23 protein-coding genes are annotated in these 25,846 nt (G+C 75.4%); 17 read left to right on the forward strand and 6 right to left on the reverse strand.

All coding sequences use genetic code 11. The features are described from left to right. The first annotated feature begins 89 nt into the window (after positions 1–89). The 6 genes from infB (at position 90) to HOP40_RS16935 (ending at position 7,074) form a co-directional block, all read left to right on the forward strand. Entirely contained in the window at positions 90–3,131 is a 3,042-nt protein-coding gene (gene infB, locus HOP40_RS16910; protein ID WP_172159703.1) for a translation initiation factor IF-2, read from the forward strand. A gap of 61 nt (positions 3,132–3,192) precedes the next feature. Continuing rightward, positions 3,193–3,486, forward strand: coding sequence for a DUF503 domain-containing protein (locus tag HOP40_RS16915; protein ID WP_172159705.1), 294 nt, complete (start codon positions 3,193–3,195; stop codon positions 3,484–3,486). Positions 3,487–3,545: 59 nt separating this feature from the next. After that, positions 3,546–3,995 (forward strand): 30S ribosome-binding factor RbfA, encoded by a 450-nt coding sequence (gene rbfA, locus HOP40_RS16920; RefSeq protein ID WP_172159707.1) that lies wholly within the window; start codon positions 3,546–3,548, stop codon positions 3,993–3,995. Positions 3,996–4,113: 118 nt separating this feature from the next. After that, positions 4,114–5,100, forward strand: coding sequence for a DHH family phosphoesterase (locus HOP40_RS16925; RefSeq protein ID WP_240157721.1), 987 nt, complete (start codon positions 4,114–4,116; stop codon positions 5,098–5,100). A gap of 16 nt (positions 5,101–5,116) precedes the next feature. After that, on the forward strand, positions 5,117–5,746 hold the full coding sequence (locus tag HOP40_RS16930) for a class I SAM-dependent methyltransferase (protein ID WP_338053068.1): 630 nt from the start codon (positions 5,117–5,119) through the stop codon (positions 5,744–5,746). Then, positions 5,743–7,074 carry an MATE family efflux transporter gene (locus tag HOP40_RS16935; protein WP_240157722.1) on the forward strand — a complete coding sequence of 444 codons (1,332 nt, stop codon included), beginning with the start codon at positions 5,743–5,745 and terminating at the stop codon, positions 7,072–7,074. The genes HOP40_RS16930 and HOP40_RS16935 overlap by 4 nt, the downstream gene beginning before the upstream one ends. A 16-nt stretch (positions 7,075–7,090) precedes the next feature. On the opposite strand, the gene HOP40_RS16940 is transcribed toward HOP40_RS16935, so the two are convergent. Genes HOP40_RS16940 through HOP40_RS16955 form a run of 4 tightly spaced genes read right to left on the reverse strand, consistent with a single transcriptional unit; the run spans position 7,091 to position 11,963 of the window. Next, entirely contained in the window at positions 7,091–8,818 is a 1,728-nt protein-coding gene (locus HOP40_RS16940) for an ABC transporter ATP-binding protein (RefSeq protein ID WP_172159713.1), read from the reverse strand. After that, positions 8,815–10,434 carry an ABC transporter transmembrane domain-containing protein gene (locus HOP40_RS16945; RefSeq protein ID WP_172159715.1) on the reverse strand — a complete coding sequence of 540 codons (1,620 nt, stop codon included), beginning with the start codon at positions 10,432–10,434 and terminating at the stop codon, positions 8,815–8,817. The genes HOP40_RS16940 and HOP40_RS16945 overlap by 4 nt, the downstream gene beginning before the upstream one ends. Before the next feature lie 32 nt (positions 10,435–10,466). Then, entirely contained in the window at positions 10,467–10,706 is a 240-nt protein-coding gene (locus tag HOP40_RS16950) for a ketohydroxyglutarate aldolase (RefSeq protein ID WP_172159717.1), read from the reverse strand. A 9-nt stretch (positions 10,707–10,715) separates the two neighbouring features. Next, complete coding sequence (locus HOP40_RS16955; RefSeq protein ID WP_172159719.1) at positions 10,716–11,963, reverse strand: S8 family serine peptidase; 1,248 nt, start codon at positions 11,961–11,963, stop codon at positions 10,716–10,718. Here HOP40_RS16955 and truB point away from each other — a divergent pair. The 6 genes from truB to HOP40_RS16985 all read left to right on the forward strand — a co-directional run bounded on the left by truB (position 11,962) and on the right by HOP40_RS16985 (position 20,059). Beyond that, entirely contained in the window at positions 11,962–12,924 is a 963-nt protein-coding gene (gene truB, locus HOP40_RS16960; protein WP_172159721.1) for a tRNA pseudouridine(55) synthase TruB, read from the forward strand. The two genes, HOP40_RS16955 and truB, sit on opposite strands and share 2 nt — an antisense overlap. Before the next feature lie 1,472 nt (positions 12,925–14,396). Beyond that, complete coding sequence (locus tag HOP40_RS16965) at positions 14,397–15,320, forward strand: bifunctional riboflavin kinase/FAD synthetase (RefSeq protein ID WP_172159723.1); 924 nt, start codon at positions 14,397–14,399, stop codon at positions 15,318–15,320. 59 nt (positions 15,321–15,379) lie between these two features. Then, positions 15,380–15,889 (forward strand): helix-turn-helix domain-containing protein, encoded by a 510-nt coding sequence (locus HOP40_RS35490; protein WP_205347215.1) that lies wholly within the window; start codon positions 15,380–15,382, stop codon positions 15,887–15,889. Positions 15,890–16,022: 133 nt separating this feature from the next. Beyond that, complete coding sequence (gene rpsO / locus HOP40_RS16975) at positions 16,023–16,292, forward strand: 30S ribosomal protein S15 (protein WP_172159733.1); 270 nt, start codon at positions 16,023–16,025, stop codon at positions 16,290–16,292. Positions 16,293–16,496: 204 nt separating this feature from the next. Further along, the gene (locus HOP40_RS16980; protein WP_172159735.1) at positions 16,497–18,734 is read left to right on the forward strand and encodes a polyribonucleotide nucleotidyltransferase; all 2,238 of its coding nucleotides are present in this window, start codon (positions 16,497–16,499) and stop codon (positions 18,732–18,734) included. Next, positions 18,731–20,059, forward strand: a complete 1,329-nt coding sequence (locus HOP40_RS16985; RefSeq protein WP_172159737.1) for a M16 family metallopeptidase — start codon at positions 18,731–18,733, stop codon at positions 20,057–20,059. Before HOP40_RS16980 ends, HOP40_RS16985 begins: the two co-directional genes overlap by 4 nt. Before the next feature lie 3 nt (positions 20,060–20,062). Here HOP40_RS16985 and HOP40_RS16990 read toward each other — a convergent pair whose 3' ends face one another. Continuing rightward, positions 20,063–20,827 carry a helix-turn-helix domain-containing protein gene (locus HOP40_RS16990; protein WP_172159739.1) on the reverse strand — a complete coding sequence of 255 codons (765 nt, stop codon included), beginning with the start codon at positions 20,825–20,827 and terminating at the stop codon, positions 20,063–20,065. An 87-nt stretch (positions 20,828–20,914) separates the two neighbouring features. Here HOP40_RS16990 and HOP40_RS16995 point away from each other — a divergent pair, with 87 nt between their 5' ends. From HOP40_RS16995 to dapB, 3 genes are read left to right on the forward strand one after another with little or no spacing between them, the layout of a single operon-like run. Next, entirely contained in the window at positions 20,915–21,931 is a 1,017-nt protein-coding gene (locus HOP40_RS16995; RefSeq protein WP_172159741.1) for an iron-siderophore ABC transporter substrate-binding protein, read from the forward strand. Positions 21,932–21,953: 22 nt separating this feature from the next. Continuing rightward, the gene (locus HOP40_RS17000) at positions 21,954–22,433 is read left to right on the forward strand and encodes a DUF456 domain-containing protein (RefSeq protein ID WP_172159743.1); all 480 of its coding nucleotides are present in this window, start codon (positions 21,954–21,956) and stop codon (positions 22,431–22,433) included. A gap of 32 nt (positions 22,434–22,465) precedes the next feature. After that, positions 22,466–23,203 carry a 4-hydroxy-tetrahydrodipicolinate reductase gene (gene dapB / locus HOP40_RS17005; protein WP_172159745.1) on the forward strand — a complete coding sequence of 246 codons (738 nt, stop codon included), beginning with the start codon at positions 22,466–22,468 and terminating at the stop codon, positions 23,201–23,203. A 10-nt stretch (positions 23,204–23,213) separates the two neighbouring features. On the opposite strand, the gene HOP40_RS17010 is transcribed toward dapB, so the two are convergent. Next, complete coding sequence (locus HOP40_RS17010; RefSeq protein ID WP_172159747.1) at positions 23,214–23,753, reverse strand: GNAT family N-acetyltransferase; 540 nt, start codon at positions 23,751–23,753, stop codon at positions 23,214–23,216. A 68-nt stretch (positions 23,754–23,821) separates the two neighbouring features. Here HOP40_RS17010 and HOP40_RS17015 point away from each other — a divergent pair, with 68 nt between their 5' ends. Both HOP40_RS17015 and HOP40_RS17020 read left to right on the forward strand, forming a co-directional pair. Then, the gene (locus tag HOP40_RS17015) at positions 23,822–24,727 is read left to right on the forward strand and encodes an EamA family transporter (RefSeq protein ID WP_240157723.1); all 906 of its coding nucleotides are present in this window, start codon (positions 23,822–23,824) and stop codon (positions 24,725–24,727) included. A gap of 66 nt (positions 24,728–24,793) precedes the next feature. Beyond that, entirely contained in the window at positions 24,794–25,840 is a 1,047-nt protein-coding gene (locus tag HOP40_RS17020; protein ID WP_172159751.1) for an alpha/beta hydrolase, read from the forward strand. Positions 25,841–25,846 lie beyond the last annotated feature (6 nt).

Consider the following 25,846-nt stretch of genomic DNA (forward strand, 5'->3'; position numbering starts at 1 on the left):
GTCGTGAAGATCGCACCATGAACGTGCTTCGACACTAGGTTCGAGGTCGAGCGGGACCAGCCGCCGGCCTCCGAGTAACAGGGAGTGCAGTGGCAGGCAAGGCCCGTGTGCACGAGCTCGCGAAAGAGCTCGGCATCTCCAGCAAGCAGGTCCTGAGCAAGTTGCAGGACCTCGGCGAGTACGTGAAGTCGCCGTCCTCCACCGTCGAGGCCCCGGTCGCCCGCAAGCTGCGGGAGTCCGTGTCCGGTGGTGGCAACGGCGGCGGTCGCCCCCGTGGCGGCGCGTCGTCCCCCTCCGCCGTTCCCGGCCCCCCGCGGTCCGGTGGCGTCCCGGGACCCCGTCCCGGCCCGCGTCCGCCCGCGCCCGCGCCGGCGGCCCCCGCCGAGGCGGCGGCCCCCGCGGCCCCGTCCCGTCCGGCCGCTCCGGCCCAGCCCGAGCGCCCGGCGGCCCAGCAGCGCACCGACGAGTCCGCTCGTCCGAGCGGCCCGCGTCCCGGCCCGCGTCCGGGCCCGGCCGCCAAGCCGGAGCCGATCCGCGCCGAGGCTCCCGTGGCCGAGCGCGCCCCGGCGCCGCAGGCCGGCCGTCCCGGCCCGCAGGCGCGCCCCGACCAGGGCCGTCCCGAGCCGGTGCAGCCCGCCGCGGCCGACGCCGGTTCCGCCGTCGTCCCGCCGCGGACCTCGGGCCCGCGCCCGGGTCCGCGCACGCCGCGCGTCGGCAACAACCCGTTCGGCGTCGGCTCCGGGGCACCGCCCCGTCCGGCCGCGCCGCGCCCCGGCCCGCCGGCCCAGCCCGGTGGCGCCCCGTCCGGCCCGCCCGCACAGGGTGACCGGCCGGCCCCCGGCCAGGGCGGTCCCCGCCCCGGCGGTCCCGGTCAGGGCGGTCCCCGTCCGGCCGGCCCCCGTCCCGGTGGCCCGCGTCCGCCCAACCCGGGCAACATGCCCCCGCGCCCGAACCCCGGCATGATGCCGGCGCGTCCGGCCGGTGGGCGTCCCGCGCCCGGCGGCCGCGGCGGCCCCGGTGGACCCGGTGGACGTCCCGGTGGTCCGGGTGGACGCCCGGGCGGTCCCGGTGGTCGTCCCGGTGGCGGCGGCGGCGGAGGCTTCCGTCCCGGTGGCGGCGGTCCCGGTGGTGGCGGTGCCCCCGCCGGTGGCGGTTTCCGTCCCGGTGGCGGCGGCGGCGGTCGCCCCGGTGGCCCGCGCGGTCGCGGCGGTGCCGCGGGTGCGTTCGGCCGTCCCGGTGGGCCGGTGCGCAAGGGCCGCAAGTCGAAGCGCGCGAAGCGCCAGGAGTTCGAGTCGATGCAGGCCCCTTCGGCCGGCGGCGTCCGCCTGCCCCGGGGTAACGGCGAGACGATCAAGCTCGCCCGCGGCGCGTCGCTGACCGACTTCGCCGACAAGATCGGCGCCAACCCGGCGTCGCTCGTGCAGGTGCTGTTCCACCTCGGTGAGATGGTCACCAACACGCAGTCGGTGTCCGACGAGATCCTCGAGCTGCTCGGCAGCGAGATGAACTACGTCGTGCAGGTCGTCAGCCCCGAGGAGGAGGACCGCGAGCTGCTCGACAGCTTCTCCATCTCCTACGGCGAGGACGCCGGCGGCGAGGAGGACCTGGTCGTGCGGCCCCCGGTCGTCACGGTCATGGGTCACGTCGACCACGGAAAGACGCGCCTGCTCGACACGATCCGCAAGGCGAACGTGATGGGCGGGGAGGCCGGTGGCATCACCCAGCACATCGGCGCCTACCAGGTCGTCACCGAGCTGGAGGGCTACGAGCGCCCGATCACCTTCATCGACACCCCGGGTCACGAGGCGTTCACCGCCATGCGTGCCCGTGGCGCGAAGTCCACGGACATCGCGGTGATCGTGGTCGCCGCCGACGACGGCGTCATGCCGCAGACGGTGGAGGCGATCAACCACGCCCAGGCGGCCGACGTGCCGGTGGTCGTGGCGGTCAACAAGATCGACAAGGAGGGCGCGAACCCGGACAAGATCCGGCAGCAGCTCACCGAGTACAACCTCGTGGCCGAGGAGTACGGCGGCGACACGATGTTCGTCGACATCTCCGCCAAGCAGGGCACCAACATCGACCAGCTGCTCGAGGCCATCCTCCTCACGGCGGACGCCTCGCTGGACCTCCGGGCCAACCCGGACATGGAGGCCCAGGGCGTCGCGATCGAGGCCCACCTCGACCGCGGCCGCGGTCCGGTGGCCACGGTGCTGGTGCAGCGCGGCACGCTGCGCGTCGGCGACTCGATCGTCGCGGGCGACGCCTCCGGGCGCGTCCGGCGGATGTTCGACGAGCACGGCGAGGACATCGTCGAGGCCTACCCGTCGCGTCCCGTGGCGGTCGTCGGCTTCACGTCGGTGCCCGGCGCGGGCGACACGTTCCTCGTCGTCGACGAGGACCGCGTGGCCCGGCAGATCGCCGACCGGCGCCGCGCCCGCGAGCGCAACGCCGAGCTGGCGAGCCGTCGCAAGCGCGTGTCGCTCGAGGACCTCGACGCCGCGCTGAAGGAGACCAACCAGCTCAACCTGATCATCAAGGGTGACAACTCGGGAACCGTCGAGGCTCTCGAGGACGCGCTCATGAAGATCGAGGTCGGCGACGACGTCGAGCTGCGCGTGATCCACCGCGGTGTCGGTGGCATCACCGAGGGCGACGTCAACCTCGCCATCGCCGACAACGTCATCGTCCTGGGCTTCAACGTCCGGGCCGAGGGCAAGGCGACGGAGCTGGCCAACCGCGAGGGCGTGGAGATCCGGTACTACTCGGTGATCTACCAGGCGATCGACGAGATCGAGCAGGCGCTCAAGGGCCTGCTCAAGCCCGAGTTCGAGGAGGTCGTCCTCGGCCACGCGGAGGTCCGCCAGGTCTTCCGCTCCTCGCGCTTCGGCTCGATCGCCGGCTGCCTGGTCATGGACGGGATCATCCGTCGCAACGCCAAGGCCCGCCTGCTGCGCGACAGCGTCGTGGTGGCCGAGAACCTGTCGATCAACTCGCTCCGGCGGGTCAAGGACGACGTGGTCGAGGTCCGCGAGGGCTTCGAGTGCGGTCTGACGCTCGGCAGCTTCAACGACGTCAAGGACGGCGACATGATCGAGACCTACGAGCTGCGCGAGAAGCCCCGCGCCTGACCCCTCGTGAGCGGATACCGGTGCTCCGGCACCGGTATCCGCTCACGGGCCGCGGAGCGGCATGTACGTGGGAGTGCTGGAGCTGGACGTCCTCCTCGGGGACGTCCACTCCCTCAAGGAGAAGCGTTCGCTGGTGCGGCCCCTGGTGGCCGAGCTGCGGCGGCGCTTCGAGGTGGCCGCCGCCGAGGCGGGCCACCTGGACCTGCACCGGCGCGCACTGGTCGGGGTGTCCGTCGTGGCGCCCGACCACGCCCACGCGACCGAGGTCCTGGACCGGTGCGAGCGGCTCGTCGCCGCCCGCCCCGAGATCGAACTGCTCTCGGCCCGGCACCGGATGCTGGGCCCCGACGACTAGCCCTACCTGCCCCCGGGCCTCCTTCCTCGGCCCTTCCATCCCCTACGAGGAGTACCCAGATGGTGGACCAGGCGCGCTCCCGGCGGCTCGCGAAGCGCATCTCGCAGATCGTGGCCGCCGCGCTGGAGAGCGAGATCAAGGACCCGCGGCTCAAGATGGTGACGATCACCGACACCCGCGTCACGGGCGACCTGCAGGAGGCCACGGTCTTCTACACGGTCATCGGCGACACCGTCGACGAGGACCCGGACACCGCGGGGGTGGCCGCCGCGCTGACCAGCGCCACCGGGGTGCTGCGCACCCTCGTGGGCGCGGGCACCGGCGTCCGGCGCACGCCGTCGCTGACGTTCGTGGCCGACGTGGTGCCCACCGAGTCCCGCCGCATGGAGGAGCTCCTCGCGCGCACCCGCGAGTCCGACGCCGAGGTGGCGCGCCTCGCCGCCACGGCCAGCCCGGCGGGCGAGGCCGACCCGTACCGGGTGCCGCGGGAGCGCGACGACGAGGAGTGACAGAGGTCAACGGAGAGTGGTATCACCCACCCGGAAGGGTGGTGGGATGCAGTCAGATCGGGTGAACGCGGCTACCCTCCGTTGCTGTACATCTGTCCGGACCAGGAAGGACCCGCACGTGGTCGCCGATCCCGTCCGCTCGGCCGCCGCGTTGCTCACCGATGCTCGTGACGTGACCCTGCTGGCGCACGTCCAGCCCGACGCCGACTCGCTGGGCAGCGCGCTCGCCCTCGGCATCGCGCTGCGCCGCCGCGGCGCGGTCGTCCGCGTCTCCTTCGCGACGCCCGACTCCGTGCCCGAGACGCTGCGCCCGCTCGACGTCCTCGGCCTGGTCGTGCCGCCGTCGGAGGTCCCCGCGCGGCCCGAGCTGCTGGTCGCCTGCGACGCCGCCGAGCCGTCGCGGCTGGGGAGCCTGCGCCACCTGCTCGACGCCGCCGGCACCACCGTGATGATCGACCACCACCGCTCCAACCCCGGCTTCGGCGACGTCCGCGTGCTCGACCCGCACGCCGAGGCCACGGTCGTGCTGGCCCACCGCGTGCTGCGGGCGATGAGCGTGCCGCTCGACCCCGACGTCGCCCGCTGCCTCTACGCGGGTCTGGTCACCGACACCCGCGGGTTCCGCACCGCGGGCGCCGACGCGCACCGCATGGCGGCCGAGCTGATCGAGGCGGGCGTCGATCCCGAGGGCCTCATCCGCCCGATCATGGACACCCACCCGTTCGACTGGCTCGCAGCGCTCGGGTCGGTGCTCGCCCGCAGCGTCCTGGAGCCCGCGGAGGCCGGGGGGCTCGGGCTGGTGCACACGCGGGTGGAGGCCCGCGACGTCGCACGCTTCCGCACGGAGGAGGTCGACCGGATCGTCGACGTCATCCGGACCACCGCGGAGGCCGAGGTCGCCGTGGCGCTCAAGCAGGTCGGCGACCGGCGCTGGTCGGTGTCGCTGCGCTCCAAGGGCGCCGTCGACGTCGCCGCGGCGGCGGGGCTGGTCGGCGGCGGCGGCCACAGCGCGGCCGCGGGGGCCACCCTCGACGGCACGGCCGACGAGGTCCTCGACGCCCTGCGCGCCGCCCTCGCCCCGGCGACGGCGGCCCGCGCCGGCTGACGGTTACGGTGCACCGGTGAGCTCCGACGCACCCTCCCGGTCCGCAGCACCCTCCCGGTCCGAGGCCCTGGGGGCCTTCTTCTCCGCGTTCCTGCGCCGCCCCGGGACGATGGGGGCCGTCGCCCCCAGCTCGGCGCGGCTGGCGTCGGTGCTGTCGTCGGTGGTGCCCCGCGCGGGCGCCCCGGTCGTCGTCGAGCTCGGCCCCGGCACCGGCGCGGTGAGCGCGGTGATCGCGCAGCGGCTGCCCGCGGGCGGGCGCCACCTCGCCGTCGAGCTCGACCCCGACATGGTCGCCTACCTGCGCCGCACGCGCCCGGGCCTGGAGGTCGTGCCCGGCGACGCCCGCGAGCTCGGAAAGCTGCTGGCCGAGCACGGCGTCGACCGGGTCGACGCGATCATCTGCGGCCTGCCGTGGGCGCTGTTCGACGACACCGTGCAGAGCGAGGTGCTGGCCGAGATCGGCCGCGCGATCGGCGACACCGGCGCGTTCACGAGGTTCGCCTACGTCCAGGGCATGGCGCTGCCCGCCGCGCACCGCTTCCGGGCCAAGCTGCGCGGCGCGTTCGAGGAGGTGCTCGTCAGCTCCACGGTGTGGCGCAACGTGCCGCCCGCCTTCGTCTACGTGTGCCGCCGCCCCCTCGGGTGAGCGCCGACCGCGTCCCGCTCCGCGAGGTCCTGCGCCTAGCGGCCCCGGCCCTGCCCGTGCTGGCCGCCGAGCCGCTCTACCTGCTCGTCGACACCGCCGTGGTCGGGCGCCTGGGCGTCGTCCCGCTGGCCGGGCTGGCGATCGCGGGGGTGCTGTTCGCGCAGGTCACGAGCCAGCTGAACTTCCTGTCCTACGGCACCACCGCCCGCGCCGCCCGCCTGCACGGAGCGGGTCGCCGGGCCGACGCCGTGGCGGAGGGCGGGCAGGCGACGTGGCTCGCGCTCGCCGTCGGGCTGGCGCTGCTCGTCGTCGGGCAGGTGGTCGCCCGGCCGGTGGCCGAGGCGTTCGCGGGCAGCCCGGGGACGGGTGGCGGCGAGATCGCCGACGCCGCCGTCTCGTGGCTGCGGATCGCGCTGTTCGGCGCCCCGCTGATCCTCGTCACCCTCGCCGGCAACGGCTGGATGCGCGGCGTGCAGGACACCGTGCGCCCGCTGCGCTACGTCCTCGCGGGCAACGGCCTGTCCGCCGTCCTGTGCCCGGTGCTGGTGCACGGCGCCGGGTGGGGCCTGCCCGGATCGGCCGCGGCCAACGTCACCGGCCAGGCGCTGGGCGCGGGGCTGTTCCTGCTCGCGCTGCGCCGCGAGCGCGGCTTCGGGCGACCCGACGTCGCGACGATGCGCGCGCAGCTCGTCCTCGGCCGCGACCTCATCGCCCGCAGCCTCGCCTTCCAGGCCTGCTTCCTCTCGGCGGCCGCGGTGGCCGCGCGGTTCGGGGCGGCGGCCGTCGCGGCGCACCAGATCGTGCTGCAGCTGTGGTTCTTCATGGCGCTCGTCCTCGACGCCGTCGCGATCGCGGCCCAGTCGCTGGTCGGGGCGGCGCTGGGTGCGGGCGCGGCCGGGGCGGGGCGGGCGCGGGCGCTGGCCGGGCAGGTCACGCGGTACGGCCTGGTGCTCGGCGTCGGGTTCGGGGTGCTGTTCGCCGCGCTCGTCGGCGTCCTGCCCCCGGTGTTCACCGGCGACGCCGCGGTGCTCGCGCTCGTGCCCGTGGCCTGGTGGTTCTTCGTGGCGATGCAGCCGGTGGCGGGGGTGGTGTTCGCCCTCGACGGCGTGCTGCTCGGCGCCGGTGACGCCGCGTTCCTGCGCACCACGACCCTCGGCGCGGCCGTCCTCGGCTTCCTGCCGCTGATCTGGGCGTCGCTGGTGTTCGGCTGGGGCCTGGCCGGGATCTGGACGGGGCTCACGGTGTTCATGCTGCTGCGGCTGGTCGCCGTGGGGCTGCGGACGCGGTCGGGGCGCTGGGTCGTGACGGGTGCGGTGCGGCCGGGCTGATCGTCCATCGCGCTGATCACCCGCGCGGGCTCGACCACGCCTTCCACAGCTCCGCGTACGGCCCGCCCCGCTCCACGAGCTCGTCGTGCGGGCCGCTCTCGACGACCCGGCCCTTGTCGAGCATGACGACCCGGTCGGCCGCCCGCGCCTGGGTGAGCCGGTGCGCGACGACGACGGACGTGCGCCCGGCCAGCACGGCGTCGGCGGCGACCTCCAGCACGCGCGCGCCCGCGCTGCCCGCCTCCGCGGTGGCCTCGTCGAGCACGGCGACGGCCGGGTCGGCCAGCAGCAGCCGGGCCAGCGCGAGCAGCTGGGCCTGGGTGGCGCCGATCTCGCCGCCGCCGTCGCCGACCACGTCGCCGGGCGCGAGCGGGGCGCCGACGCGGGCCAGCGCGTCGACGAGCTCGCCGTCGGTGGCGTCCGGGCGGGCCAGGCGCAGGTTGTCGGCGACGGTCCCGGCGAACACGTGCACCTCCTGCGTCACGACGGCGACGTGCCGCCGCGGCCGGTCCAGCTCGGCCAGGGGCACCCCGCCGATCTCCACCGACCCCGCGGTGGGCGCGTGCACGCCGGCCAGCACGGCCCCGAGCGTCGTCTTGCCCGCGCCGCTGGGCCCGACCACCGCGACGCGCTCGCCCGGCGCGATCTCCAGGTCGACGCCGTGCAGCACCTCCGGCCCGCCGTCGTAGGAGTGCCGGACGCCGGTCAGGCGCACGCCGCCGTCGCGCGGCTCGCGGGGGGCCTGCGGGGCGGGCGGCACCGGCATGTCGGTGACGCCGACGAGCCGGGCCAGCGCCGCGCCCGCCGACTGCGCCTCGTCGAGCAGGAACAGCACGGCACCGATGGGGTCGAACAGCCGCAGGAAGTACAGCGCGGCCGCGGTGGCCGCGCCGACCGTCACCGCGTCCGCCCGGACCAGCCAGAACCCGACGACGAGGATCGCGAGCACGCCCGTCATCTCGGCGCCGTTGAGGACCGCGCCGAACCGGGACTGCGCGGTCATCGCCCGCATCGACGCGGCCACCGCCTGCGCCGAGTGCCCGTCGATCCGCGCCGTGACCGGGGCGCGCAGCCGGTGGGCGCGCACGGTGGCCGCGCCGCCGACGCCCGCGAGCAGCGACTGCGTGCGGTCGCCCTCGGCCACCCGCTCGGCGGCGTAGAGGGGGCCGGAGACGCGCGCGTACCAGCGGGTCGCGAGGATCCAGATCGGCAGCGGGACGAGCCCGGCCAGCGCGAGGCGCCAGTCGAGCAGGGCCAGGCCGACGAGGGTGAGCACGACGTCGAGACCGGCGATGACCAGCATCGGGACGGCCTGGCGGACGGCTTCGGAGATCACCGAGATGTCGCCGCCGACGCGCTGGAGGAGGTCGCCCGACCCGGCCCGCTCGACGTCGGCGAGGCGGACCTGCAGCGCGCGCTCCACCACGCGCTCGCGCAGCCCGGCCAGCACCTGCTCGCCCAGGCGCGCCACCAGCACCCCGGCGACGGCGGCGAGCAGCGCCCGCAGGACGAGCGCGACGAGGATGCCCAGCGCCGGGCCGTCGACGGAGCCGGTGCCGGCGATCGCGATGTCGACGATCCGGCCCAGCAGCGGCGGCACCGCCAGCAGGGCCACGGCCGCGGCGACGAGGGTGAGCACGGTCCCGGCCGACAGCAGCCGGTGCGGGCGGACGAGCCCGGCGACGGCGCCGCGGGTGCGGGCGCCCGTCGCGATGGGGAGGAGGTTCACAGCCGGACCCGTCATGACAGCACCGCCGTCCGGTAGCGCTCGTCGTCGACCAGGTCGGCGTGCGTGCCCGACGCGACCACCGCCCCGTCCGCGACGAGCAGCACCCGGTGGCAGCGGGCCAGCAGCGCGGGGCTGGAGGTGAGCACCACGGTCGTGCGCCCGGCGCGGAGGCGGGCGAGGCCGTCGGCGATGCGGTCCTCGGTGGCGGCGTCGACGGCGGTGGTCGGGTCGTGCAGCACCAGCACCGGCGGGTCCGCGGTGAGCGCGCGGGCCAGGGCCAGGCGCTGGCGCTGCCCGCCCGAGAGGGTGCGGCCGCGCTCGCCGAGCTCGGCGTCGAGGCCGCCGGGCAGGGCGTCGAGCACCTCGTCGGCGCCGGCGGCGGCCAGCGCGGCGGGGTCGGTGCCGATCGTGGCGCGGACGGTGCCCTCGAACAGCACGGCGTCGTGGCGGGCCACGAGCAGCACGCGGCGGGCGTCGTCGAGGTCGACGCCGCGCAGGTCGGTGCCGTCGAGCGCCACCGGCCCGTCGACGTCGCGGGCGAGCACGTCGAGCAGCGCCGCGGCGTCGGCGGCGGCGAGCGTGACCACCCCGAGGTGCTCGCCCGCGGCCACCGCGACGTCGCGGACGTCGACGGCGCCGGGCGGGTCGGCGGGCAGCAGGGCGTGGCCCGCGGTGACGGCGGGCGGGGCGGCGAGCAGCGCCGCGACCCGCCGGGCCGCGCCGCGCGCCCCGGCCAGCTGGGGTCCGACGGCCGTGAGCCGCTCCAGCGGGCCGATGAGGAACTGCGCGAGCCCGACGCCGGCCACGAGCTCGCCGACGCTGATCGTCCCGGCGAGCGCGAGCCGCCCGCCGACCCAGGCCACGAGCACCAGGAAGACGCCGGTCAGGACGCCGGTCGCGCCCGTGTAGACGCCCTCGGCGCGGGCGGCGGCGAGCCGGGCGGTCAGCGCCGAGCGGCTGGCGCGGCGGTAGGTCTGCGCGGCGGCGTCCTCGGCCCCGATGCCCTTGACGACCCGCAGGCCGGTGACCAGGTCGGTGGCGACGCCGGTGGCCGCGGCCAGCGTCTCCTGCTCGGCCTCCGCGCGCCCGACGAGCGGGCGGGCCAGCAGTCGCGACGCCACCAGCACCACGGGCACCCCGCCCAGGACGACGAGCCCGAGCAGCACCGAGCTGCTCAGCAGCACGACCGCGCCGCCGGCCAGCGCGGCGAGCGCCGCCACCGCGGTGACCAGGGCGTAGGCGACCTCACCGGTGCGGTCGGCGTCGGAGCCGGCCAGGCTGACCAGCTCGCCCGGGCGTCCCGGGGCCCCGCCACCGGGGTGCAGCACGCGGGCGGTCACGTCCATCCGGACGGCGTGCGCGGCGCGCTTGCCGGCGAGCACCTCCAGCCAGTAGCCGTAGTAGGCGCTGGTGGCGAGCACGACGAACACGCCCGCGACCACGGCCGACCAGAGCAGCAGCGCGCCCGCGTCGCCCGTCGACACGGCCAGGTCGATGACCGCGCCGACCACCACCGGCACGGCCGCCTCGGACAGCTGGTGCCCGGCGACGAGCAGCGACGACACGGCCAGGTGGCGCCGCTGACCCCCGGCGGCCGAGCGGAGGACCGGACCGGCGCTGGGTGGGGGCACGCAGGGGAGGCTAACCGTTCCTCCCGAACGATCTAGCCGATATCGGGTCCGGCCGTCCGCGGCCGGAAGGTCCGCCGCGGCTCGACGGCCGCCACGCCGTCCAGCGCGCCGAGCGCGGCCCGCAGCTCGCCCGTGCCGATGGAGCCGGTGATCACCCCGAGCGGGGCGAGCACCTGCTGCACGTCCATCCCGGCGGCCCGCAGGCGCTCGGCCACCTCCTGGATCCGCGCCACGTGGGCGTCGTCGACGGAGATCGTCACGTGCTCGGTCATGGCTGCTCCTCAGACCACCGGCGGTGCCTGCACGAGCCCGGCGCCCACGTCGTCGGACGGGAGCGGCAGACGGCTCGCACCGCGCACCAGCGCCCCCCAGAGTGCCTCACCGCGGGCCCCGCTGCGCTGCGCCCAGAGCGCCGCGATGCCGGCGACGTGCGGCGTCGCCATGCTGGTGCCGGAGATGGTGGTGTAGCGCTCGGGCATCGGCCAGGACGAGTAGACGTCGACGCCGGGCCCGGCGACGTCGACCTGCCCGCCCTCCACGCCCGAGCTGCGCGCCGAGAACGGCGCGATGTCCAGCGCGTTGTCGACCGCGGCCACCGCCATGATCGACGGGCTGTTGGCCGGGATGCCGACGAAGCCCGGGTCGCCCGACGCGCGGTCCGCGTTGTTGCCCGCCGCGGCGATGACGAGCACGCCCGCGGCCAGGGCGCGCCGCCCGACCGTCTCGTACACCGTCGAGACCTCGTCGACGTCGGCGCCCAGCGACATCGAGATGACGTGCGCGCCGTTCTCGATCGCCCACGCCATGCCGGCCAGGATCTCGGCGTCGGTGCCCGAGCCCGCGTCGCTCAGCACCTTGCCCGCGAGGATCCGGGCCTCGTGCGCCACGCCGTAGCGGCGCCCGGTGCCGGGCAGCAGCGCGCCGCACGAGGTGCCGGCGCAGTGCGTGCCGTGGCCGTTGCCGTCCTGCGCGGTCTCGCCCTCGACGAAGGACTCGGCGAGGACGTCGCGGCCGGCGAAGTCGGGGTGCTCGAGGTCGAGGCCGGTGTCGAGGATCGCGACGGTGATGCCCGCGCCGCTCTCCGCGACCGTGGCCGCGTTGGTGACCTGCAGGCCCCACGTCAGCTCGTCGGTGTCCTCGGCGACGGGCCCGGCGGCCTCCTCGACGGGCGGGTCCACGGCCTGGCCGTGCAGGAACGCCGCCGCGTCGGCGAACCCGCGCAGGTACTCCTCCGACAGCGCGCCGCGCACGTGGTGCACGCGCTCCGGCTCGGCCGCGACGATCCGCCGGTCGGCGATCATCGCCGTGACGGCGTCGGTGTCGGTGGCCTCGACCGGCAGGACGGCGATCCCGAGGCGCGGGAACAGCAGCGACCCGTCCGCGGTCCCCTCCTCGGCTGCCCCGGTCACCTCGGCGAGCGCGGTGCGGGCGGCGTCGGGGTCGGCGTGGAGGTCGTCGGACAGGACGAGGACCAGTCGCCCCGTCAGCTGGTCGGGCCAGGTGGTCGGACCGTCGGTGCGCAGCTGCATGACCGCAGACCCTTCCGCACCCGGGCGCCGGTGTCCCGCCGGGACCGGGGCAGAATCGGCGCGCGTGACCCCCGCACCGCCCTCCGGGCTCGTCGTCGTCGACAAGCCCGGCGGCCTGACCTCGCACGACGTCGTCGGCCGCCTGCGCCGCATCCTGCGCACGCGCAAGGTCGGGCACGCGGGCACGCTCGACCCGATGGCCACCGGTGTCCTGGTCTGCGGGATCGGGCGCGGCACCAAGCTGCTCGGCCACCTCGCGCTCGACACGAAGGCCTACACCGCGACGATCCGGCTCGGCGCCGCCACGACCACCGACGACGCCGAGGGGGAGGTCGTCTCGACGGCCGACGCGTCGACGGTCACGGACGAGGCGGTCGCGGCGGGGATCGCCGCGCTCACCGGCGACATCGCGCAGGTCCCGAGCTCGGTCAGCGCGATCAAGGTCGACGGGCAGCGGGCGTACAAGAGGGTGCGGGCGGGGGAGGAGGTCGTGCTGGCGGCCCGGCCGGTCACGGTCTCGGCGTTCACGCTGCTCGCCCGGCGCGGCGACGACCTCGACGTCCTCGTCGAGTGCACCTCGGGCACCTACGTCCGGGCGCTGGCCCGCGACCTCGGCGCCGGCCTGCTCGTCGACGGCCGCGGCGTGGGCGGGCACCTCACCGCGCTGCGGCGCACCCGCGTCGGCCCGTTCGACCTCGGGCACGCCCGGACCCTCGAGCAGCTCGAGGCCGACCCGACCCTGTCCCTGCCGCTCGACGACGCCGTCTCCGTCGCCTTCCCGCGCCGCGACCTCGACGAGGACGCCACCACCGACATCCGCCACGGCCGCCCCCTCCCCGCCGACGGCCGCGCCGGCACGTACGGGGTGTTCAGCCCCGAGGGCCGCGCCCTGGCCCTGGTGCGGGAGGCCGACGGCGGCCCCGCCCGCCCCCTCGTGGTGCTGGCGCCGGCGGGGGACTGAGGGACTGCCCTCCCTCCCGCCGCCACGGCCCCTCTTTCGACCCTGGCGTCACACTTCCGACGATCACCGGCTCGATCTCGGCAGGAGTGCGTCCTCACGGTCGCCTGGGGGGCCGTGGTGTCACGGTTCCGACGATCACCGCGCGGCCGGGGCCGCAGGGGCAGGGGCGGGGCGGCGGACCGATCGGCCGGCAGGTTGGTGGCGGGGCCGGTGGGTGATCGTCGGGAGTGGTCGGATCCGGCCACGGGTGACCGCCTGGCACCACTCACCGCGATCACCGGCTGGCTCGCGGCAGGAGTGCGTCCTCGCGGTCTCCCGCGGGACCGTGTGGTCACAGTCCCGACGATCACCGCGCCGGCCGGCCGCCAGGGCGTGGGCGCGGCGGGCCGGTCGGCCGGTGGTGCGGCCGGTGGGTGATCGCCAGGAGTGGTCGGATCAGGCCACCGGTGACCGCAAGGCCAGATGGCGTCGTGACCATGATCGCCGGAACCGCACCACCACGGCCCCTCCAAGGACCGTGGTGTCGCACTCGTGGCGATCACCGGGTCGAATTCGCCAGGAGTGCGCCCTCACGGTCGCCCGGGAGACCGTGGTGTCACAGTCCCGATGATCATTGCGCCGGGGCGGGGCATCGGGGCAGGGGCGCGGGTGGGCACGGGCACGGGCGGGGGCGGGGGCGTGGCTGGGCAGGGGCGCGGCCGGGCGGCGGGCCGTCGACCGGTGGCGGGGCCACGTAGGTGCCGCCCCCGCCGCGGGACACGGCCACGGACACGGATCCGCCGCCCCCGGCCGGGTGGGTGATCGCCAGGAGTGGTCGGATCAGGCCACCGGTGACCGCCTCGCACCACTCTCCGCGATCAAGGCCACACGGCGTCGTGACCATGATCGTCGGGACCGCACCGCCACGGCCCCGCCGACGACCGTGGCGTCGCACTCCCGGTGATCACCGGCTGGCTCACGCCAGGAGTGCGCCCTCACGGTCGCCCGGGAGACCGTGAGGTCACAGTTCCGACGATCACCGCCTCGCACCACTCTCCGCGATCAAGGCCAGATGGCGTCGTAACCGTGATCGTCGGGACCGCACCGCCACGGCCCCGCCGACGACCGTGGCGTCGCACTCCCGGTGATCACCGGCTGGCTCACGGCAGGAGTGCGCCCTCACGGTCGCCCGGGGGACCGTGGTGTCACAGTTCAGACGATCACCGCACCGCCCAGGGCGGAGCAGGGGCGCGCCGGAGCAGAGGCGCGCGAAGGCAGGGGCGCGGCGGAGCGGTGTGTCGGCGGGCCCGTGGGTGCGGGCCGGTGGGGATCGCCAGGAGTGGTCGCAGGGCCCACCCGTGACAGCCCCACACCACTCCCCGCGATCACGACCACCCGACATCGCGCCGGGTGCGCCGCACAGGCCCCCCGCCGGCGCGGGGCGGGCGGGGGGTGGGAGGCGGGGCCGGGAGGCGGACCGTAGGCTCCGGGGCGTGGAGCGCTGGCGGGGGCTGGAGGGCGTGCCGACGGGGTGGGGACGCAGCGTCGTGACCGTCGGCGTCTTCGACGGCATGCACCGCGGCCACCAGCAGCTCGTGGCCCGCGCGGTGGCGCGGGGGAGCGAGCGGGGCCTGCCCGCGGTGCTCGTGACGTTCGACCCGCACCCCGCCGAGCTGGTGCGCCCCGGCAGCCACCCGGCGATGCTCACCACCCTGCGCCGCCGGGCCGACCTGGCCGCCGAGCTGGGCATCGACGCGTTCTGCGTCCTCCCGTTCACCCCCGAGCTCGCCCGCACCGAGCCGGCCGCGTTCGCCCACCACGTGCTGGTGGAGCGGCTGCACACGGCCACCGTGGTGGTCGGGCGGAACTTCCGGTTCGGGCACCGGGCGGCGGGCGACGTCGCGCTGCTCGGGGAGCTGGGCCAGCGCTTCGGGTTCGCGGTGGAGGGCCTCGACCTCACCGGCGACGACGGCGTCACCTTCTCCTCCACCTACATCCGCGCCTGCATCGACGCGGGCGACGTCGAGGCGGCCGCGGCCGCGCTGGGCCGCCCGCACCGCGTCGAGGGCGTGGTCGTGCACGGCGCCCGCCGCGGCCGCGACCTCGGCTTCCCGACCGCCAACATCGCCTCACCGCCCTACAGCGCCCTGCCCGCCGACGGCGTCTACGCGGGCCGGTTCGCGATCGGCGACCGCCTGCTGCCCACGGCCATCTCGGTCGGCACCAACCCCACGTTCTCCGGCCGGGAGCGGACGCTCGAGGCCTACGTGCTCGACGTCGACGAGGACTTCTACGGCCACGAGGTCGCCGTCGACATCACCCACCGCCTGCGCGGCCAGGAGCACTACGCCGACGTCGACGCGCTCGTCGAGCAGATGCACCGCGACGTGGCCCGCACGCGCGAGCTCGTCGGATAGGCGCGACGAGTTCTCCCGTTCGCCCACGGGGAGCGGGGTCCGGGTGCCAGCATCGGCCCATGACCGGTGCCGACGACTTCGCCGCGAACCGCGCCCGCCAGGCCGCGCTCTACGGCGCCCCGCTGGGCGACCGGGTCCGCACCCTCGTCACGGTGCTCGGCATCTCGCAGGCGCGGCTGGCGCGCACCCTGGGCATGAGCCCGGCGATGCTGAGCCAGCTCGCCAGCGGGCGCCGCGTCAAGATCGGGAGCCCGGCGGTGCTGGCCCGGCTGCAGATGCTCGACCACCGGTGCGCGGCGGTCGCCCGGCCGCTCCCGCCGGCCGCGGTCGAGGCGCTGCTGGCGGAGGTCGCGCGGGCGCAGCTGCGCTGGTCGCCGGCCGCGGCGGGCGCCCCCGCGCCCCGTCCGCGCCCGCCCGCCCCGGGCCCGGGGGCGTCGCGCGGGTCGGCCGCCGACGCGCTGCGCCGGGTCGCCGCACCGGCGCGGCTCGCGGCCGCGGCGGCCGCGCTGGGGCCGGGCTTCCCCGAGCTGGCCGAGGTGCTGCGCCAGGCCGCGGGCCGACCGGGCTGACCGGGGCGGACGGATCGCCCCTGGTAAACTCGCTGACGGGTCCGGCTGCAGTCCGTGGCGGCCGTGACCGTCTCCCGTCGCCGCGAACCGTCCGGCGCCGGCCTCACGGCACAGCAACGGAAGAGGACAGACCGTGGCTCTCGACGCCGCACAGAAGAAGACCGTGCTCGACCAGTACGCCACCCACGAGGGTGACACCGGTTCCCCCGAGGCCCAGATCGCCCTGCTGACCAAGCGGATCGTCGACCTCACCGAGCACCTGAAGATGCACAAGCACGACCACCACTCCCGCCGCGGACTGCTGCTGCTCGTCGGTCGCCGTCGCCGGCTCATCAAGTACCTCCGCGAGGTCGACGTCGCGCGCTACCGGTCGCTCATCGAGCGCCTCGGCATCCGCCGCTGACCCGCCAGGGCCGGGCCGCCTGACGCGGCCCGGCCCGCCCCACAACTCCACCGCACCCCCGCGCCCGGCAGCAGATCCGCCGGTCCTCGGTAGTGGCCCCCGGGAGCCGAGACGAACCGACACGGCGTCCCGAGGGCTTCGATCGAAGGCCGGCCCGACGAGGATCACCGGGGCAGGGGCTGACATCTCACGAGGAGATGCACCTTGACCGACCCCATCGACGACGCTGTCCACGAGACGACCGCCGTCATCGACAACGGGAGCTTCGGCTCCCGCACCGTCCGGTTCGAGACCGGGCGCCTCGCGCGCCAGGCCGCCGGCTCCGTCGTCGCCTACCTCGACGACGAGACCATGCTGCTGTCGGCCACCACGGCGTCGAAGCACCCCAAGGAGCACTTCGACTTCTTCCCCCTCACGGTGGACGTCGAGGAGCGCATGTACGCGATCGGCAAGATCCCCGGCTCGTTCTTCCGCCGCGAGGGTCGCCCCAGCACCGACGCGATCCTGACCTGCCGCCTGATCGACCGGCCGCTGCGCCCGTCGTTCGTCGACGGCCTGCGCAACGAGATCCAGATCGTCGTCACGGTGATGAGCCTGGACCCGCAGGACCCCTACGACGCCCTGGCGATCAACGCCGCGTCGGCGTCCACGCAGCTGTCCGGCCTGCCGTTCTCGGGCCCGATCGGTGGCGTGCGCATCGCCCTGATCGACGGCCAGTGGATCGCGTTCCCGCAGCACGACGACCTCAAGCGTGCCGTGTTCGACATGGTCGTCGCGGGCCGCATCGTCGGTGATGACGTCGCGATCATGATGGTCGAGGCCGAGGCCACCGTCGAGACCAACAACCTCGTCGCCGAGGGTGCCCAGGCGCCCACCGAGGAGGTCGTCGCGGCCGGACTGGAGGCGGCGAAGCCGTTCATCCGCAGCCTGTGCGTGGCGCAGCAGCAGCTCGCCGACGTGGCCGCCAAGCCCACGCGCGAGTTCCCGACGTTCCCGGCCTACCAGCCCGACGTCTTCGACGCCGTCGAGGCCCAGGGCGGGTCCGACCTCGCCGCCGCGCTGACGATCGGCGGCAAGCAGGAGCGCGAGGCCAAGCTCGACGAGGTCAAGCTCTCCGTGCTCTCCGCCCTCGAGGGCAAGTTCGAGGGCCGCGAGAAGGAGCTCGGCGCGGCGTTCCGCTCGCTGAACAAGAAGCTCGTGCGCCAGCGCATCCTGCGCGACCAGGTCCGCATCGACGGCCGCGGCATCACCGACATCCGGCCGCTCTCGGCCGAGGTCGAGGTCATCCCGCGCGCCCACGGCTCGGCGCTGTTCGAGCGCGGCGAGACCCAGATCATGGGCGTCACCACGCTCAACATGCTGCGCATGGAGCAGCAGATCGACTCGCTGGGGCCGGAGACGCACAAGCGCTACCTGCACCACTACAACTTCCCGCCGTACTCGACCGGTGAGACCGGTCGCGTCGGGTCGCCGAAGCGCCGCGAGATCGGCCACGGCGCGCTGGCCGAGCGGGCGCTGCTGCCCGTGCTGCCCACGCGCGAGGAGTTCCCGTACGCGATCCGCCAGGTCTCCGAGGCGCTGGGCTCCAACGGCTCCACGTCGATGGGCTCGGTCTGCGCCTCCACGATGTCGCTCTACAACGCCGGCGTGCCGCTCAAGGCGCCGGTCGCGGGCATCGCGATGGGCCTGGTCACCGACACCGTCGACGGCGAGACGCGCTACGTCGCCCTGACCGACATCCTCGGTGCCGAGGACGCGTTCGGCGACATGGACTTCAAGGTCGCGGGCACGCCGGAGTTCGTCACGGCGCTGCAGCTCGACACGAAGCTCGACGGCATCCCGTCGGCGGTCCTGGCCGGGGCGCTGTCCCAGGCCAAGGACGCCCGCATGACGATCCTCGAGGTCATCGGCGAGGCGATCGACCGCCCCGACGAGATGAGCCGGTTCGCGCCGCGCGTCATCGCGATCAAGATCCCGGTCGACAAGATCGGCGAGCTGATCGGCCCGAAGGGCAAGATGATCAACTCGATCACCGAGCAGACCGGTGCCGACATCTCGATCGACGACGACGGCACCGTCTACGTCGGCGCCTCCGACGGCGAGTCGGCGGACGCCGCGATCGGCATGGTCAACGCCATCGCCAACCCGCAGCTGCCGAAGATCGGCGAGCGCTTCCTGGGCACGGTCGTCAAGACCGCCGCCTTCGGCGCGTTCGTCTCGCTGGTGCCCGGCAAGGACGGCCTCGTCCACATCTCGAAGCTGGGCAACGGCAAGCGGATCAACAAGGTCGAGGACGTCGTGAACGTCGGCGACAAGATCCGCGTCGAGGTCTCCGACATCGACAACCGCGGCAAGATCAGCCTGCTGCCGGTCGTCGAGGACGCCGCCCCCGCGGGCGACGTCACCGTGCCGGCCGAGCCCGCCGAGGTCACGTCCTCTTGACCGACCTGGTCACGCCGGGAACGGGGCTCGTCCCCGTTCCCGGCGTTTCTCGTTCCCACCTCGGCGGCGGCCTGCGGGTCGTCTCCGAGGCGGTGCCCGGCGTGCGCTCGGTGTCGATCGGCGTGTGGATCGGCGTCGGCTCGCGCGACGAGTCCGAGACGCAGGCGGGCGCGGCGCACTACCTCGAGCACCTGCTGTTCAAGGGCACGTCGACGCGGACGGCCGCGCAGATCGCCGAGGACGTCGACGCCGTCGGCGGGGAGCTCAACGCGTTCACCGCGAAGGAGCACACCTGCTACTACGCGCAGGTCCTCGACACCGACCTGGCACTGGCCGTGGACGTGCTCGCCGGGGTCGTCACCGACGCCGTGATGGCGCCGGCCGACGTCGAGGTCGAGCGCAGCGTGGTGCTCGAGGAGATCGCGATCCGCGACGACGACCCCGAGGACCTGCTCGGCGAGCTGTTCGACGAGACGCTGTTCGGCGGGCACCCGCTGGGGCGCCCGGTGATCGGGTCCGAGGAGTCGATCACGGGGATGCGGCGCGAGACGCTGCACGACTTCTGGCGCGGGGAGTACACGACGCCGCGGATGGTCGTCGCGGCCGCGGGCAACCTCGACCACGACGTGCTGGTCGCGCTCGTGGAGGAGGCCTTCGCGGCGGCCGCGGCGCGGGCGGGGTCGGTGCCGCCGGTGCCGCCGCGCGCGTCCGGCGTCGCCGTGCTGGAGAGCGGCCCGCGGCTGGTGCTGCGGGGCGAGGACACCGAGCAGGCGCACGTCATGCTCGGCGTCCCCGGGATCTCGCGGCACGACCCGCGGCGCAGCGCACTGGGCGTGCTCAACACCGCGCTCGGCGGCGGGCCCAGCTCCCGGCTGTTCCAGCAGGTCCGCGAGCAGCGCGGGCTCGCGTACTCGGTGTACTCCGGGCTGTCGAGCTACACCGACGCCGGCATCCTCAGCGTCTACGCCGGGTGCGCGCCGGAGCGGCTCGACGAGGTCACGACCGTGATCCGCGACGTCCTCGCCGACGTCGCCGCGCACGGCCTCTCCCCGGTCGAGGTCGCGCGCGCCCAGGGCAACCTGCGCGGCGGGCTCGTCCTCGGGCTGGAGGACACGCCGTCGCGGATGAACCGCCTCGGCCGCGCCGAGCTCGACCACGGCCGCCAGCGCAGCATCGCCGAGAGCCTCGACCGGATCGCCGCGGTCACCCCCGAGCAGGTGTCGGAGGTGGCGCGCGACCTGCTGTCGGTGCCGCTGACGGCCGCGGTCGTGGGTCCGTACGACGAGGAGTCCGACCTCCCCGACGTGCTGCGCGCGCTGGCCTGACCGCTACCGGCCGCCCCGGGCGTACGCGCCCGGGCTGCGGCCGAAGTGGCGGCGGAACGCGTCGACGAACCCCGCCCGTGACGAGAACCCGGCGCGGCGCCCGGCGCTGGCCACCGGCAGGCCGTCGGCCAGCATCGGCAGCGCCGCGCGCAGCCGCACCTGCGTGCGCCAGTCGGTGAACGTCATCCCCGTGCCCGCCACGAACGCCCGCCGCAGCGTGCTGACGCTCGTGCTGAGCTGGGCGGCCCAGTCCTCCAGCGTGCGCGGGTCGGCGGGTGCGGCCACGAGGTGCACGGCGACCACGCGGGCGCGCGGGTCGTCGGGCATCGGCACGGCGACGCCCGGGTCGGGCACCTGCCGCACCAGCGCGAAGAACAGGCTGCGCGCCTGCTCCTCGACCTCGGCGTGCACGCCCGCCCCGGCGAGGGCCAGCGTGAGCTCGCGCAGCAGCGGGGTCATGTCGAGCACCGTCGGCTCGGTCCAGTCCAGCGGGCAGGCCTCGGGGCGGACGTAGACGCAGTGCAGCGCCGACGGCGGCCGGTTGCGCGTGTCGTGCGGGACGCCGCCGGGAACGAACAGCGCCCGGGTCGGCGGGAGCACGTAGGTGCGGTCGCCGGCGACGGCGGTCGTGCGCCCGTCGCCGACCCAGATGATCTGGTGCTCGCGGTGGTGGTGCAGCCCCCAGCCGCCGGGCTCGTCGCGGCCGAAGCGGCAGACCCACATGTCGAGCTCGTCGGTGTCCTCGTGGACGTCGAGCGCCGAGGTCATCCGGCCTCCCTGCGGTGACCGCCGAGCGGTCCGGGGTGAACGCTCGGCGGGTCGATCCGAGCTGGTGGTGAGGTTAGCCTAACCGTCGTGTCCGTCCTGACGAGAACGTCCTGCGCGCTGGTGCTGCTCGCCGCCGTGGCCTGCGCCCCCGCCGCCCCCGCCCCCGAGGCCGCCGCCCCCGCCGCCGGGGCCTTCCCGGTCACCGTCACGCACGCGTTCGGAGAGACGGTCGTGCCGGCCGAGCCGGTGCGCGTCGTGACCGCCGGGCTCACCGAGCAGGACGTCGTGCTGGCACTGGGCGTCACGCCCGTCGGGGTCACCGAGTGGTACGGCGACCAGCCCTACGCCACCTGGCCCTGGGCCCAGGACGAGCTCGGCGGTGCGACGCCCGAGGTGCTGTCGGTCGCCGACACCTTCGAGTACGAGAAGATCGCCGGTCTGGCCCCCGACCTCATCGTCGCCGTCAACGCCGGTCTCGACCAGGCGTCCTACGACCGGCTCTCGGCCATCGCGCCGACCGTCGCGCAGCCCACCGACGGCCCGTCGAACTTCGCGCCCTGGGACGCGCAGACACTGATCGTCGGGCAGGCGCTGGGCCGCGCCGACGAGGCGCAGGCGCTGATCACCGGTATCAAGGACCGGTTCGCGGCCGAGGCGGCCGCGCACCCGCAGTTCGCCGGCGTCCCCGCCGTGTTCCTGCAGGCGCCCTACTACGACGGCTCCGCGATCGCCTACCAGGACGGGCTGAGCACCGAGTTCCTCACCGACCTCGGCTTCGTGGTGCCGTCGGAGATCGACCGGTTCGCGCCGGAGGGGGACACCGCGCAGGCCTACATCCCGCTGGAGAACCTCGGCGTCCTCGACAGCGCCGACGTCCTGCTCTGGGCCACCGAGGACACCACCGCCCGCGCCGAGCTGGAGGCGCAGCCCCTCTACCGCCAGCTCGCCGCCGTGCGCGGGGGCAACCTGGTCTTCACCTACGGCGAGCTCGCCGGGGCGATCTACTTCGCCACCCCGCTGAGCCTGCCGTACGTGCTCGACCGGCTGGTGCCGCTGCTGGACCGGGCCGTGGCGGGCGACCCGGAGACCGTGCCCGCGCCCTGACCCGGCGTGCGATGCTGCGCCGGTGAGCGTCGAGACCCTGATCGCGGGCGTGCTGATCGTTGCGGGCATCGTCGGGATCCTGCTGCCGGTGCTGCCGGGGCTGATCCTGGTGCTCGCCGGCGTGGCGGTGTGGGCGGTGCCGCGCAACGACGCCGTCGGGTGGACGGTGCTGGGCCTCGCGGTCGCGATCGTGGTGGCCGGCACCGTCGCGAAGTACCTGCTGCCCGGGCGGCGGCTGCGCGACTCCGGGGTGCCGGGGCGCACGATCGCCGCGGGCGGGGTGCTGGGCGTCGTCGGGTTCTTCGTGGTCCCGGTCGTCGGCCTGTTCCTCGGGTTCGTGCTCGGCGTCTACCTGGCCGAGCGCGCCCGGCTCCGCGAGCACGCGCAGGCCTGGCCCTCCACGCGCGGTGCGCTCGCGGCCGTCGGCTGGAGCATCGTCATCGAGCTGCTGACCGCCCTGCTGGCCACCGGGGTGTGGATCGGCGGGCTCGTCCTCGGCTGACGGTGACGGTGGTCGGCCCTAGGCTGGCGCGCATGACGATCAGGGTGGGCGTGCTCGGCGCGCGCGGGCGGATGGGTGCCGAGGTGTGCCGCGCGGTCACCGCCGCCGAGGGCATGGAGCTGGTGGCGCAGGTCGACGAGGGCGACGCGCTGACGCTGCTCACCGACGCGGGCGCCGAGGTCGCCGTCGACTTCACCCACCCCGGCGTCGCGCTCGACAACGTCGCGTTCTGCGTCGACCACGACATCGCCGCCGTCGTCGGCACGAGCGGGTTCGGCGCCGACAAGCTCGACACCGTGCGCGGCTGGCTCTCCGCGCGGGCCGGGCACGTCCTCGTCGCCCCGAACTTCGGCGTCGGCGCGGTGCTGATGATGCGCTTCGCCGAGCAGGCCGCCCGGTTCTTCGAGTCCGTGGAGATCATCGAACTGCACCACGAGCGCAAGGTCGACGCCCCGTCGGGCACGGCGGTGAGCACGGCGTCGCGGATCGCGGCGGCCCGCGCCGGGATGGGCCCGGTGCCCGACGCCACGACCAGCGAGGTCGACGGGGCGCGCGGCGCCGTCGTCGACGGGGTGCACGTGCACTCGGTGCGGATGCCGGGCCTCGTCGCGCACCAGGAGGTCATCCTGGGGATGGCGGGGGAGACGCTCACGCTGCGCCACGACTCGATCGACCGCGCGGGCTTCATGCCCGGCGTCGTCCTGGCCGTGCGGGGGGTCCGGGAGCACCCGGGCCTGACGGTGGGGCTGGAGAGCCTGCTCGGCCTCTGAGCAGCGGTCCCTAGCCCAGCTCGAGGTCCAGCGAACCCGTCATGCGGATCTCGCGGAGCGTGCCGGCACCGGTGTCGAGCGCGCGCACGCCGCCGTCGGCCTCCCAGCCGGCGCGGGCGTAGAACCGGCGCGACGCCTCGTCGGGCTCGGGCACCCAGGCCAGCCCGTACAGGGCGCCCGCCCCGCGCAGGTGCTCGGCCGCCGTGGCGAGCAGGCGCCCCGCGTGCCCGCGGCGGCCCCACCGCGGCTCCACCAGCAGCGCGCCGATCTCGCCCCAGGCCTGCTCGGGCGTCGCGGCCCCCTCGGGCGGCAGGGCGGCGGCGGCCGCGCAGAACCCGACGGTCCACTCGCCCTCGGTGGCCACGAGCACGTGCCCGTCCCCACCCTCGACGGCGGCGGTCCACGCGGCGCGCGCGCCCGGCCCGCGCAGCTGCGCGAGCGCCTCGGCCGGGACGAACGCGGAGTACGCGGCCTCCCAGGTGTCGCCCTGGATGCGCACGATCTCGGCGACGTCGGCGGGCGTGGCGGCACGGACCGCGGCGATGGCCATGGCGCATGGATACCCCACCGGACCGCCCGGCACGGCAGGGGGTCGGCGGCCGTGGCACCGTCGCGGGGGTGTCGAGCCGTCGCGTCGCCTGGGCCGCCCTCGGGGTGGTCTACGTCCTGTGGGGATCGACCTACCTGGCCAACCGCCTGATCATCACCGACGTCCCGCCGCTGCTGTCGGGCGGTGTGCGGTTCGCGGTCGGCGGGGGGCTGCTGGCCGTGGTCGTCGCCGTGGTGGCGGGGCCCTCGGCGCTGCGGATGACGCGCGCCCAGTTCGGCACCACCGCGCTGTCGGGGGTCCTGCTGCCCGCGTGGGGCAACGGGATCGTGACGCTCGGGCAGCAGCACGTGTCGTCGGGCCTCGCGGCGCTGCTGATCGCGGCCGTGCCGCTCTACATCGTCGTGCTCCGCGCGCTCACCGGCGACCGCCCGCGCCCGGCGACCGTCGGCGGCGTCGCCGTCGGGGTGGTGGGCCTCGCGCTGCTCGTGCTGACCGGGTCGTCGGGGTCGGGCGGCACCGTCGGCAGCGCCTGGTGGGGGCCGTGGCTGATCCTGCTGGCCGGCCTGGGCTGGGCGACGGGCACGTTCGCGACGACCCGGCTGCCCGTGCCGCCCAATCCGTTCGCGCTGGCCGCGGTGCAGATGCTCGTCGGCGGTGCGGTGCTGCTGGCCGTCAGCCTGGGCAAGGGCGACCGCCTGGACCCCGCCGCCGTCTCGCCCGTCGCCTGGTGGGCGTGGGCGTACATGATGGTCGTCGTGTCGCTGGGCGCGTTCAGCGCCTACGCCTACGCGCTGGCGTCGCTGCCGGTGTCGACCGTCGCGACCTACGCCTACGTCAACCCGGTCATCGCCGTGCTGCTCGGCGTGCTGGTGGTGGGGGAGCGGTTCACGGCGCTGCAGCTCGTCGGCGGGGCGGTGGTGGTGTGCTCCGTGGTGCTGGTCATCGCGGCGGAGCGCGTGGCCTCACGCGTGTAGCCCGAATGGCCTAGTACGCTCCGCGTCAGCCCCCCCTCCCCAGGGCTCGACGAGGAGACCTCCCCCATGCGCAGAACCCCCCTGATCGCCGCCGTGTGCGCCGTCGCCGCCACGGTGCTGGCGGCCGTCCCGGCCGTCGCGTCGGCCTCGCCGTCGAAGTCCGACGTCGTCGAGCTCCCGATCTCCTTCGAGGTCGCCAACACCAACCGCACCGCCGTGCCCTGCGCCTCCGACGGCGCCACGCACACCGTGCGGGGCACGCTCGTCGCCCCGCGCGAGGCCCTGGAGAGCGGCGACGCCGCCACGCTGTACCTGCACGCCGTGACGTGGGGCGAGTACTACTGGCGCTTCCAGGAGGTCCCCGGCTACGACGCCGCGCACCAGCTGGCCGAGGAGGGCCACGTCTCCGTCACGATCGACCGCCTGGGCTACGGCGACAGCGACCGCCCGGCGGGCTACGGCACCTGCATCGGGTCCGAGGCCGACGTCGCAGGGCAGATGGTCGACGCGCTGCGCTCGGGCGACTACGCGCTCGACGGGGCGGAGCCCGCGGCGTTCGACGACGTCTTCCTCGCCGGGTCGTCGGTGGGCGCGCTGATCGCGCACACGACGGCGTACACCTTCGGCAACGTCGACGGCGTGCTCAACATGTCGTGGGGCGACTTCGCGGCCTCGCCGTTCACCGGCGCCGCGCTGACCGACGTGCTGGCCCGCTGCGCGCTGGGCGGTGACCCCGGCGCCGACCCCGGCTACGCGGCGATCTTCCGCGGGCAGCAGGACCGGTTCTACTTCTCCAGCGCCACGCCGGACGTCCGCGCGGTCGTGCCCGCGCTGAACCCCGACCCGTGCGGCCAGCTCGCGTCGATCCCGGCCGCGGTCGCCCTCGACGTCGCGAACCTCGCCCGCATCGACGTGCCGGTGCTGGTGGTGTTCGGCGACGCCGACTCCGTGTTCCTGCCGCCGGCCGCCGCCCAGCAGTCGCTGCGCTACCTCGGCAGCCCCGAGGTCACGACGGTGACGATCGCGGACGCCTCGCACTTCCCGCTGGTCGAGGCGAACCACCTCGACGCCGTCGCCGCGCTCGACGAGTGGCTCGACCGCAACGGCGGCTGACCGTCG

Source organism: Pseudonocardia broussonetiae, from assembly GCF_013155125.1.
Lineage (GTDB): Bacteria > Actinomycetota > Actinomycetes > Mycobacteriales > Pseudonocardiaceae > Pseudonocardia > Pseudonocardia broussonetiae.